At 67.8% G+C, this 11457-nt stretch carries 14 protein-coding genes; 2 read left to right on the top strand and 12 right to left on the bottom strand.

Going from position 1 to position 11457, the window contains the following annotated elements; translation table 11 throughout:
* Positions 1–37 precede the first annotated feature (37 nt).
* Positions 38–226 carry a hypothetical protein gene (locus D514_RS31385; protein ID WP_017830336.1) on the top strand — a complete coding sequence of 63 codons (189 nt, stop codon included), beginning with the start codon at positions 38–40 and terminating at the stop codon, positions 224–226.
* A gap of 139 nt (positions 227–365) precedes the next feature.
* On the opposite strand, the gene D514_RS31380 is transcribed toward D514_RS31385, so the two are convergent.
* The 11 genes from D514_RS31380 to rplU form a co-directional block, all read right to left on the bottom strand.
* The gene (locus D514_RS31380; protein WP_017830335.1) at positions 366–650 is read right to left on the bottom strand and encodes a hypothetical protein; all 285 of its coding nucleotides are present in this window, start codon (positions 648–650) and stop codon (positions 366–368) included.
* A 134-nt stretch (positions 651–784) separates the two neighbouring features.
* On the bottom strand, positions 785–1474 hold the full coding sequence (locus tag D514_RS31375) for an SDR family oxidoreductase (protein ID WP_017830334.1): 690 nt from the start codon (positions 1472–1474) through the stop codon (positions 785–787).
* Between the two features lies 1 nt (position 1475).
* Entirely contained in the window at positions 1476–1856 is a 381-nt protein-coding gene (gene rsfS / locus D514_RS31370) for a ribosome silencing factor (RefSeq protein ID WP_017830333.1), read from the bottom strand.
* Positions 1856–3049, bottom strand: a complete 1194-nt coding sequence (locus tag D514_RS31365; protein WP_017830332.1) for a hypothetical protein — start codon at positions 3047–3049, stop codon at positions 1856–1858. Before D514_RS31365 ends, rsfS begins: the two co-directional genes overlap by 1 nt.
* Positions 3046–3651 (bottom strand): nicotinate-nucleotide adenylyltransferase, encoded by a 606-nt coding sequence (gene nadD / locus D514_RS31360; protein WP_017830331.1) that lies wholly within the window; start codon positions 3649–3651, stop codon positions 3046–3048. Before nadD ends, D514_RS31365 begins: the two co-directional genes overlap by 4 nt.
* A gap of 6 nt (positions 3652–3657) precedes the next feature.
* Positions 3658–3882: a hypothetical protein gene (locus D514_RS31355; protein WP_017830330.1), complete on the bottom strand. Its 225-nt coding sequence runs from the start codon at positions 3880–3882 to the stop codon at positions 3658–3660.
* Between the two features lie 65 nt (positions 3883–3947).
* A complete protein-coding gene (locus D514_RS31350; RefSeq protein WP_017830329.1) occupies positions 3948–5201 on the bottom strand; it encodes a glutamate-5-semialdehyde dehydrogenase in 1254 nt (417 codons plus the stop codon).
* A gap of 9 nt (positions 5202–5210) precedes the next feature.
* Positions 5211–5996, bottom strand: a complete 786-nt coding sequence (gene proB / locus D514_RS31345; RefSeq protein WP_017830328.1) for a glutamate 5-kinase — start codon at positions 5994–5996, stop codon at positions 5211–5213.
* The gene (gene obgE / locus D514_RS31340; protein ID WP_017830327.1) at positions 5993–7492 is read right to left on the bottom strand and encodes a GTPase ObgE; all 1500 of its coding nucleotides are present in this window, start codon (positions 7490–7492) and stop codon (positions 5993–5995) included. Before obgE ends, proB begins: the two co-directional genes overlap by 4 nt.
* A 100-nt stretch (positions 7493–7592) precedes the next feature.
* Entirely contained in the window at positions 7593–7850 is a 258-nt protein-coding gene (gene rpmA / locus D514_RS31335; protein ID WP_028501603.1) for a 50S ribosomal protein L27, read from the bottom strand.
* Between the two features lie 18 nt (positions 7851–7868).
* Entirely contained in the window at positions 7869–8177 is a 309-nt protein-coding gene (gene rplU / locus D514_RS31330; protein WP_028501602.1) for a 50S ribosomal protein L21, read from the bottom strand.
* A gap of 245 nt (positions 8178–8422) precedes the next feature.
* On the opposite strand from rplU, the gene D514_RS31325 reads away from it, so the two are divergent.
* Positions 8423–8689 (top strand): DUF4031 domain-containing protein, encoded by a 267-nt coding sequence (locus D514_RS31325; protein ID WP_017830324.1) that lies wholly within the window; start codon positions 8423–8425, stop codon positions 8687–8689.
* On the opposite strand, the gene D514_RS31320 is transcribed toward D514_RS31325, so the two are convergent.
* Positions 8654–11242, bottom strand: a complete 2589-nt coding sequence (locus D514_RS31320) for an Rne/Rng family ribonuclease (protein ID WP_017830323.1) — start codon at positions 11240–11242, stop codon at positions 8654–8656. The two genes, D514_RS31325 and D514_RS31320, sit on opposite strands and share 36 nt — an antisense overlap.
* Between the last annotated feature and the right edge of the window lie 215 nt (positions 11243–11457).

The raw sequence follows: 11457 nt of genomic DNA, 5'->3' as shown, positions 1-11457 counted from the left end.
TTCTACCGTGAACGCACCTCGATGAAAGGATGCGATCATGTCGAACCCGATCATTCCCCCGGTGCCTCCGGTCCCCCACGACGACGACGCGCCCAATGTCCCGACCAGAGAAGTCGACGGCGAGCGTGTGCTGGATCCGGATGTCGACGACGCGCTCGTCGACAGCGCAGAGGCCGACCGCCTCGCAGCGGGAGCCGATGACGACGGGGACGACACCGACGTGTGAGCGTGTCCGTGCGGCCCGTCGCACTCGGTTTCTCCGAGCACCTCGGTCGGTGGAGCACTCCACAGGCGAACGAAGAAGCCCACCCCTCGATGATCGAGGGGTGCGCTTCTTCGCTACGGCCAGCGCCTCGTGCGGCCGACTACCTCGCCAGCAGCGGCGGCCGATGGGGAATGGAGATCGGACGCGTCGCTCTGCTCGAACCACGCATCCGCTCGACGTCCTCGAGCACCTCGAAGACGGTCCCGTATCGGGTGGCGAGAGGCAGGTCGCGCAACCAGGTCACTTCGACTTCTGTTTCGGCGAGCTCGTACACGCACGCCACCACGTGGCGTGGATCGTTGGGCGAGTAGCGAAGGTCGTTGATCACCCACTCCGATGCCGTGATGCGGTTCAGCATGAAACGCGGATCCGGAAGTTCAGACATGTGGGGGCCCTCCAGGACTCTCTCTCCCTAGAGAGTGCGCCACGGACCGCTGCCGGGGAAGCCCCTTGACACCGCGCGAGGACGGTGCCGTCGGTGGATTCGGTCGCGGCACCGGAGCGGAGAACCGCGACGACTCAGCGGCCCGGTCGCACCGTGAGGTCGGTGATCTCCGCGTCGCGAGGGAGGTCGAGCGCCGTGAGGATCGTCGTGACGACGGCCTCCGGGGTGATGAAGCGGCCGGCGTCGTACTCCTGCCCCTCCTGCTGATGCACACGCTCCTGCATCGGAGTGGCGGTGCGCCCGGGGTAGATCGAGGTCACCCGCACGCCGTGCGGGGCCTCTTCCGCCCGCAGCGCATCGGCGAGGGCCCTGAGCCCATGTTTCGATGCCGCATACGCCGACCATCCGGCGTTGGCACGGAGCCCGGCGCCCGAGTTCACGAACACGACCTGCCCCTGAGACACGCGCAACACCGGCAGCAGGAGGCGCGTGAGCTCCGCAGGCGCGACGAGGTTGACCGCGAGCTGCTGCTCCCAGAGTGAGGGGGCGAGGTCGGCGACGTCACCGAGATCGACGACGCCGGCGACGTGCACCAGCGAGTCGATGCGGTCGGGCAGATGCTGCTTCGACAGCGCCCACGACAGACGGCCGGGCTGCGCGAGGTCGCCGACGAGGACGGATGCGCCGGGGAGCTCATCCGCGATCTGCCGGGCGCGCCCGGCATCACGGACCAGCGCCACCACGTCATCGCCACGGGACAGCAGTCGACGGGCGAGAACCGCGCCGATGCCGGAGCCCGCACCCGTGATGAGGTGCGTCGACATGTCAGCTGGGGTCTGCGGCGGGCTCGGCCACGTCGATCGGAACGACGGGGCAGTCCTTCCAGAGACGCTCGAGACCGTAGTAGACGCGCTCCTCCTGGTGGAAGACGTGCACGATCAGGTCGCCGAAATCGAGCAGGACCCACCGGGCCTCTGCACGCCCCTCGCGTCGCACCCGCTTGTGGCCCGACTCGATCAGTCGGTCCTCGATCTCATCGGCGATCGCGGCGACGTTGCGCTCGCTGTTTCCGGTGACGAGCAGGAAGATGTCCACGAGCGGAAGCGGCTCGGAGACGTTGAGCGCGACGAGATCCTCTCCACCCTTGTCGATGGCGGCTTGTGCTGCGAGGCGCAGCATCTCTTCGGCGGTTTCAGGTGATTGCATCAGAACACATTCGTGGTGATGGCGATGATGACGACGACACCGACAGCGAGGGCGAGGCCTCCGGCGACGATCGCCAGGGTGATCATCAGCCGGTTGCCCTTCTCGGGCGCCGGCGGACGGATCACCTCGCCGGCGGGCTTGATGGTGCTGACCGCCGAGCTGGCGGCGATCGGCGTGGGGGACGACGCGGGAGGAAGCTCGCCGTCGATGAGGACAGCGTCGACGTCCTTGCCGTCGGTGGTTCCGAGGGCATGGCCCTGTGAGCCCATGCCCTGCGGCAGTTCGTATGACCCGGTGACGAGGATCTCACCGGTCGAGGCGACAGGGCCGGAGAGCGATCCTTCGCCCGGAGACGGAGTGAAGATCAGTGCGTTCGGCGCGGAGTGCTGCGAGCCGGTCGAGTCGCCCACGGTGAGCAGTTCGTCGAACGACGGGCGGAACGGCGCCTGAGGGTCCGGAGCATCGGCGAGGAGCCCCTCGCCGAAGGCGGGGTTGACCGTGGGGCGGACCTCATCGTCATCGTCGTCGTCGGCATCGTCGACATCGGCGAGCACGTCGTCGGCATCTTCGTCGGAACCGTGGGCGTCCTCCACAGCGAGTCCGAGAGCCGAGGCCACGTCATCGTCGTGCGGCGACTCCTCAGCCTGCTCATCAGCGACCTCGAGCGGAAGTTCGCCCACCGAGTCCGCGACGACGGATGCGCTCACGGGTGCGATGGCGACCTCGTCGTCGATGTCGTCGTCGTCGCCGGGCTCTTCGTTCCTGGTGAAGTCCGGTACACCCGAGACGCTCTCCGCAGGAGTGTCAACATCGTCCGCGTTGGAGGCGGTCAACTCGACGGGGCTGTCCTCCGGCGCGTGGTCGACAGACTGCACCGAGTCCGCGTCGTCGGAATCCTCTGCCGCATCGTCGTCGGCGATGACGGGGACCGAGGCGGTGCGGACCTTCTCCAGCGCACGTGCCTGACGACGCGTCAGGGGTGCATCGCCGTTCGCCTCGTCGGTGTTCGGCGTCGGTGCCGGCGCGACCTCGACGGGTTCGACAGCACGGGGCAGCGGTGGCGCGGGGGGTGCCGCCTCAGCCGCCGCAGCGGCCTCCTCAGTGGAGATGACCGGGGTCGATCCCGTCAGCCGGATCTCCCGCAGCTGCTTTCGCGTCAGCGGACCCTGCTCCTGCTGATCCGATGTACTCATGCCTTGCTCCGATACAGATGATGCTTCGCGATGTACTGAACGACCCCATCAGGGACCAGATACCAGACCGGCTGCTCGTCGCGAACGCGTTCACGGCAGTCCGTCGACGAGATCGACAGCGCCGGCACCTCGAGTTGGCTGACGTTGTCGCTCGGGAGGCCGTCTGTGCTCAGGACATGTCCGGGGCGTGAGACCGCGACGAAGTGGGCCAACTCCCACAACTCATCATGGTCCCTCCAACTGAGAATTTGCGCCACGGCGTCCGCACCGGTGATGAAGAAGAGCTCCGCATCCGGGCGATCGCGCTTCAGATCACGCAGCGTGTCGATCGTGTAGGTGGGGCCCTCGCGGTCGATGTCGACGCGGCTGACCGTGAACTGCGGGTTCGAGGCGGTGGCGATCACCGTCATGAGATAGCGATGCTCGCTCGGCGAGACTCCCGACTTCTGCCACGGGTGGCCGGTCGGCACGAACACGACCTCGTCGAGACCGAAGGAGTTCGCGACCTCGCTGGCTGCGACCAGGTGGCCGTGATGGATGGGGTCGAACGTGCCGCCCATCACGCCGATGCGCGGGGTGCGCGTGGTAGCAGCGTCGTTCATGGGGGCCTAGTGGCCGTGTCCCGCCTCGTGACCGTCCTTGCCGTGCTGCGCAGCCCAGGCCTCGGCCTTCGCCGAGTGACGGTTGGCGACGTTCTTGTAGGAGAAGGTCACCAGTCCGAGGAAGGCGAACACGACCGCAGCGATGACTCCGAAGATCACCGTTTCGAGCGCGACGTTGCCGTGGTGCTCGGTTTCGGCAGCGGCCATCGCGATCTGTGCGACGAGGTTCATCCTGACTCCGTTTCGTGGCGTGCTGTTCGGGATCCTGTGATGTACAGCGTCCCCCAGTCTAGCCCTCAGCCGCGGGTCTGCCCCGACCCACGCGCGAGCCATTTCGTGCTGGTCAGCTCCGACAGGCCCATCGGCCCCCGCGCATGCAGCTTCTGGGTGGAGATGCCGACCTCCGCTCCGAAGCCGAACTCGCCGCCGTCGGTGAAGCGGGTCGAGGTGTTCACCATCACGACGGCCGAGTCCACCTCGGCGAGGAAGCGCTCCGCATTGCGCGAGTCGGTCGTGATGATCGATTCCGTGTGACCCGTGCTGTATCGGCGGATGTGATCGAGCGCCTCCTCGAGGGAGTCGACGACCTTCATCGCGATGTCGAGGCTCAGGTACTCGGTCTCCCAGTCCTCCTCGACCGCGGGGATCACGTTGGAGACGAGACCGGCGACCATGTCGTCGCCGTGGATCGCGACCCCTTCGCTCTGCAGCGCGCTGGCCACCAGGGGGATCAGGCGCGGAGCCGCCTGACGATGCACCAGAACGGTCTCCACCGCGTTGCACACGCTCGGGCGCTGCACCTTGGCGTTCACGACGATGTCACTCGCCCAGTCGTCCGGCGCCGTCTCGTCGAGGAAGATGTGGACGTTGCCCGCTCCGGTCTCGATGACGGGCACGGTCGACTCCGTGACGACCGCCTCGATGAGGCCGGCGCTCCCCCGCGGGATCAAGACATCGATGAAGCCACGACCGTGCATGAGCGCCTTCGCGCCGTCACGACCGAAGTCGTCCACGGTCTGGATCGCCTCGGGGGTGAGTCCAGCGTTCTGCACGGCCCTGCGCATGACGTCGACGAGAACGGTGTTGGAGTCGCGGGCAGCACTCCCACCGCGCAGCACCACGGCGTTGCCGGAACGCAGGGCGAGCGCGGCGATGTCGACCGTCACGTTGGGGCGGGCCTCGTAGATCGCGCCGACCACACCGAACGGCACGCGCACCTGCTCGAGCGCGACGCCGTTGGGCATCCGGTGTCCGCCGACCACGCGGCCGACGGGATCCGCGAGAGCGGCCACCTCGCGCACAGCTGCGGCGAGGGCCGCCACGCGCTTGTCGTCGAGACGCAGCCGGTCGATGAGCGACTCCCCGATGCCGTCCTCGCGTCCGCGGGCGATGTCGCGACCGTTCGCCTCGATGATGCGCGGCGCTGCATCCAGAAGGGACACGGCGATGGATTCGAGCACGCGGGCCTTGTCATCGCTCGTGAGCGCTGCGGTGGCGCGGGAGGCCTCTTTGGCTCGCTCGAGGCGCACCTGCGGGGTCTGGTCGGTCATCCGCCCAGTTTATGAGGTGGCCGGCTCGAACCAGGTCCCTATTTCGGCGCCGGCGAGAGCCTGCTCGACGAGGTCGGCGCTGGTGACCAGCACCCCGATCCCCGAGGCCGCCGCGAGGCGCGCCGCCGAGACCTTGGTGGCCGCTCCGCCGGTGCCGACGCTGTTGACGACCGTCGCTCCGAACTCGAGACCGGTCAGGTCGGCGTCCGGGGCCACGATGTCGATCGGCTCGGCGCCGGGATCGGTCGGAGGCTTCGTGTAGAGCGACTCGATGTCGCTGAGCAGGATGAGCGCATCGGCTTCGATCAGCTGGGCGACCAGCGCACCGAGCCTGTCGTTGTCGCCGAAGCGGATCTCCTGAGTTGCGACCGTGTCGTTCTCGTTCACGATCGGCAGGGTGCGCAGCCCGAGCAGTCGCTCCATGGCGCGACGGGCGTTGGAGCGCGACGTCGGGTTCTCGAGGTCACCGGTGGTGAGGAGCACCTGCCCCGCGACGATGTCGAACGGACGCAGGGACTCCTGGTAGCGATACATCAGGATGTTCTGACCAACGGCCGCTGCGGCCTGCTGGGTCGCGAGGTCGGTCGGGCGGGCGTCCAGCCGCAGGAACGGGATGCCCGACGCGATCGCACCGGATGACACCAGCACGACCTCGGCTCCGCGAGCATGCGCGGCAGCGAGGGCCTCGACGATGACGGGAATGCGCCAGGACGACTCACCGCTGATCGAGGAGGATCCGACCTTGACGACGATGCGGGACGCAGTGGCGAGTTCTGCGCGGGTCCGCGCTGTCACTCGCCGTCCTCGCGATACGCGGCGAGACGCTGCGTCTCGACCTCGGCGCGAGCTTCGGCCTTGGCATCCATGCGCTCGTAGTACTGCTCACGTCGCTCCGACGTCGTCCGTCGCGCGTTCGGGGCCAGTCGGGGGTCGGTTCCACGGGGCGCACTCATCAGCTCGGCGGCCGATGTCATGGTGGGCTCCCAGTCGAAGACGATGCTGTCGCCCTCGCCGATGACGACGGTCGAACCCTGAACGGCGCCGAGACGGAAGAGCTCATCCTCGACACCGAGCTTCTCGAGTCGATCGGCGAGATACCCGACGGCCTCTTCGTTCTGGAAGTCGGTCTGCTGCACCCATCGAACCGGCTTCTCACCCAGGATGCGGTACACGTTGCCGTAGGTACCACCCTCGACACGGATGGTGAATTCCTTCTTGGAGCCGCGAGGTCGGATGACGACGCGCTCCGGCGGCGTCTCGAGCGCGGCTTCGGCACGGGCCTTCTCGACGAGCTCGCCCAACGCGAAGGTGAGCGGACGGAGCCCTTCGTGGGAGACCGTGGAGATCTCGAACACACGGAACCCGCGAGCCTCGAGATCGGGGCGTACGAGCTCGGCGAGGTCGCGTGCCTCAGGGACGTCGATCTTGTTCAGAGCGATGAACTGCGGGCGCTCGAGGAGCGGCGTCTGCCCCTCGGGGACCTCGTAGGCACCGAGCTCGGCGAGGATGACGTCGAGGTCGGAGATCGGGTCACGACCGGGCTCCAGAGTCGCGCAGTCGAGCACGTGCAGCAGCGCCGAGCAGCGCTCGACGTGCCGGAGGAACTCGAGCCCGAGTCCTCGACCCTCGCTGGCGCCCTCAATCAGGCCGGGCACATCGGCGACCGTGTAGCGGAAGTCGCCGACCTGCACCACGCCGAGGTTCGGGTGGAGGGTCGTGAACGGGTAGTCGGCGATCTTGGGCCGGGCGGCGGAAATCGCACCGATCAGGCTCGACTTGCCGGCGGAGGGGTAGCCCACGAGGGCGATATCGGCGACCGTCTTCAGCTCGAGGATGACGTCACCCTCGTGGCCGGGAGTGCCCAGGAGAGCGAATCCGGGGGCCTTGCGCTTCGGGGTGGCGAGGGCGGCGTTGCCGAGCCCACCCATCCCGCCCTTGGCGACGACGAACCGCTCACCGGGGATGATCATGTCGATGAGGACTTCGCCGGCGGTGTTCTTCACCACGGTGCCGACCGGGACGGGCAGCTCGAGCGTCTCACCGAGGAACCCGGAGCGGTGGTCGCCCATGCCCGGACCGCCGTTGCCGGAGGAACGGTGCGGCGAGTGGTGGTACGACAGCAACGTGCCGGTCTGAGGATCGGCGACGAGCACGACGTCGCCGCCGTCACCGCCGTTGCCTCCGTCCGGGCCGCCGAGCGGCTTGAACTTCTCGCGGTGCACGGAGACGCAGCCGTTGCCGCCCTTACCCGCACGCAGGTGCAGTGTGACGGTGTCGACGAACGTGACCATTTGCTAGTCCTCTGGGTTGCTGTGCGTTTTCGGAGGGCAGATACACGGACGGGGCGAGCCGAAGCCCGCCCCGAACCGGATATCTAGTGTCGCGCTGTGATCACTCAGCTGCGGCGACGATGTTGACGACCTTGCGGCCGCCCTTCGCGCCGAACTGGACCGCACCGGCGGCCAGAGCGAACAGCGTGTCGTCGCCGCCACGGCCGACGTTGACGCCGGGGTGGAAGTGCGTGCCGCGCTGGCGGACGATGATCTCGCCGGCGAGGACCTGCTGACCGCCGAAGCGCTTCACGCCGAGGCGCTGAGCGTTGGAGTCACGACCGTTACGGGTTGAGCTTGCGCCCTTTTTATGTGCCATGTCCTAGTCCCCTCGGGCTTACTTGATGCCGGTGATCTTGACGCGCGTGAGCTCCTGGCGGTGGCCCTGACGCTTCTTGTAGCCGGTCTTGTTCTTGTACTTCTGGATGATGATCTTCGGGCCGCGGAGGTTGCCGATGACCTCAGCCGTGACCTTGACCTTCGCGAGCGAGTCAGCGTCGGTGGTCACCGTGGCGCCGTCGACGAGCAGCACTGCAGCCAGCTCGATCTTCTCGCCCTGGGCAGCCTTGACACGGTCGAGCTGAACGATCGTGCCGACCTCGACCTTCTCCTGCCGCCCACCGGCGCGCACTACTGCGTAAACCACTTCATACCTGTTTCGTTGGGGAGCTCGCGGCTCCGAGATCTCACGGGAAGACTGTTGCTTGCATGCACCGCAGAACGGTAGGTGCGAACGCAAGACTCTCCGCTTCGGCCGACGAGGACGACGCGGCATACGCACCAAGGGACTACTTTACCGGATGCGGGTCTGTGTCGCAAAGCGGGCTGCCTCCGATCTGTCTGGGCGCACGCTCGAGCCCCACCCCATCGCTGCGGACGTAGGCTGACGAGGTGACCGTACTCGTCGACGACCCGCTCTGGCCCGCCCACGGACGCCTGTGGGCACACCTGGTCAGCGACGAGAGCCTCGATGAGCTGCACGCGTTCGCGCGGGCGCACGGCATCGCTCCGCGCGCGTTCGACCTCGATCACTACGACGTGCCGGAGGAGATCATCCCCCGGCTCGTCGCCGCTGGTGCCCAGCATGTGAGGGGCAAGGAGTTGGTGCGTCGCCTGATCGCCTCAGGACTCCGAGTCCGCAGCCGCGACCGGCGCTGACGGCTCGTTGTTCACCGAGACGGGAGTCCCGGTGAGCGCTGCCGTGCTCACCCGACGACGCCCTCGTCCCTGACCGGGTGCCTTCGGCTCCGGAAGGGCATCGAGAACAGAGTCGAGCAGCTGCTCAGCGGGAGTCTTCGGGCCCTTGCGGTCACCGCCGCGCTTCTTGCGAGCCTTCTTCGGACGCTCGGCAGCTGCGGGCGCCTCTGCCGCGACATCGACCGCCTCGGCTTCCTGCGCCGCCCCCTCGGACGCCGGAGCGATGGTTGAGGCGGCGATCTGCGCGAGAGCCGACTTGGCGCCCTCGGTGATGCTGTGGGTGACGGCCGGTACCGCCGGAGCGCTCTGGCTCTGCCCGTTGCCGTTGCTGTTGCCGTTGCTGTTGCCGCGCTGGCGACGGCCGCTCTGCCCGTTGCCGTTGCTGTTGCCGCCGCCGTTGCTGTTGCTGGAGCGGTGCTTCACGACCGGGTCGTGGTGCACGATCACGCCACGACCGGCACACACCTCGCACGCCTCGCTGAAGGTCTCCAGCAGGCCGAGGCCGAGCTTCTTTCGCGTCATCTGCACGAGGCCGAGCGAGGTGACCTCGGCGACCTGGTGCTTCGTGCGGTCGCGGCTCAGGCACTCGATCAGTCGACGCAGCACGAGGTCGCGGTTGGATTCGAGCACCATGTCGATGAAGTCGACGACGATGATGCCGCCGATGTCACGCAGACGCAGCTGACGGACGATCTCCTCCGCAGCCTCGAGGTTGTTCTTGGTGACCGTCTCCTCGAGGTTTCCGCCGGAGCCGACGAACTTGCCGGTGTTGACGTCGACGACCGTCATGGCCTCGGTGCGGTCGATCACGAGCGAGCCGCCGGAGGGCAGCCACACCTTGCGGTCGAGCGCCTTCTCGATCTGCTCCGTGATGCGGAAAGCATCGAAGGGGTCGGTCTCGTCCTCGTAGGCCTCGACGCGCTCCAGCAGGTCGGGAGCGACGCTCTCCAGGTACGCACGGATGGTCTGCTGTGCATCTTCGCCCTGGATCAGCATCTTCGTGAAGTCCTCGTTGAAGACGTCGCGGACGATCTTCACGAGAAGGTCGGGCTCAGCGTGCAGGAGCGCGGGCGCCTGCTGGTTCTCGACCTGCTTCTGGATGTGCTCCCACTGGGAGGTGAGTCGCTGTACGTCACGGGTCAGCTGGTCTTCGGTGGCGCCCTCGGCCGCGGTGCGGACGATCACGCCGGAGGACTCCGGCAGCACCTCCTTGAGAATGCGCTTGAGGCGCGCACGCTCGTTGTCGGGGAGCTTGCGGCTGATGCCGTTCATCGACCCGCCCGGCACGTAGACCAGGTAGCGGCCGGGGAGCGAGATCTGGCTCGTGAGACGCGCACCCTTGTGTCCGACCGGGTCCTTCGTCACCTGCACGAGAACGCGATCGCCGGGCTTGAGCGCCAGCTCGATGCGACGCGGCTGGTTGCCGGTCTCGACACCGTCCCAGTCGACCTCGCCGGAGTACAGCACGGCGTTGCGCCCGCGACCGATGTCGACGAAGGCGGCCTCCATGCTGGGGAGCACGTTCTGGACACGGCCCAGGTAGACGTTCCCGATGAGCGACGCATCCTGGTTGCGGGCGACGTAGTGCTCGACGAGCACGCCGTCCTCGAGGACGCCGATCTGGGTGCGGCCGTTCTTCGACCGGACGACCATCTTGCGGTCGACCGACTCACGGCGCGCGAGGAACTCGGCTTCGGTCACGACGGGGCGGCGGCGCCCGGCGTCGCGGCCGTCGCGGCGACGCTGCTTCTTCGCCTCGAGACGCGTCGAGCCCTTGATGGCCTTCGGCTCGGTGATGTACTCCACGACGCGCTGACGCTGACGCGGCTCTTCACGCTGATCCTCGCCCTCGGAGCCACCGCGGCGACGACGGCCACGACCACGGCCCGCCGCGTCGTCCTGGGGCTGCTCGCGCTCGGCGATGCGGTCGAAGATGCGCTCGCGACCCGGGCGTGCGGGAAGCGGGACGACCTCCGGCGCGTAGAAATGCAGCTGAGTGGAGACCTGGGAGACGAACACCTCGGGAAGCAGGCCGAGCGACACGGCGGTCACCGGAGCCGGAGCCTCGGGGGCGGCCGGAGCCTCCTCGACCGCGGTCTCCGAGGCGGTGGTCTCCTCGACGACCGGCTCAGCCACGGGCTCTGCGTCGGTGCTCACCGTGGCGGAGGTCTCCTCGGCGACCGGCTCGGCCACGGGCTCCTCTGCCTCAGCGCTCGCTCCTGCAGCGGCTTCCGCGTCAGCTTCTGCTTCCGCCCGCGCATCCGCGACGGACTCGGCGGCAGCAGCAGCGTCGTCGGCAGCAGCCGCAGCGTCATCCGCGGCGGCATAGCCGGCGGCGACGTCATCGGCGGCGGCGTCCTCTGCCACCTCTGCCGCTTCGGACAGCTCATCGACCTCGTCCGACGACCCGGTGAGGTCGTCCACCTCGGGAGCGGCGGGCTCCGTCAGCTCTCCCGCGGCGTCAGCCGGGAAGTCGAGGGTAGGGGCGTTGTTGTCATTGTTGTCATCGGCCATCTCTGGCTTACTCCCTGCACGGGACACTCGGTGTCCTGTGAAATCTCATGCGGTACCCGCAGGTTCCGCGAACTCACTCGGTTTGCGACCGGCTCATGGCTCTGATCGCGTGGGGCATTGGACCCCGAAGTCTGCTCGATGCGTGTCGCGGCAACGCCGTTCATCGCATCACAGGCCATTATCGCACCAAGTGGCTCCGTTCGCGGCATCCCGTC

This window comes from Microbacterium sp. UCD-TDU, from assembly GCF_000340625.1.
Classification (GTDB): domain Bacteria; phylum Actinomycetota; class Actinomycetes; order Actinomycetales; family Microbacteriaceae; genus Microbacterium; species Microbacterium maritypicum.
This window is presented reverse-complemented; position numbering and strand designations above follow the sequence as displayed.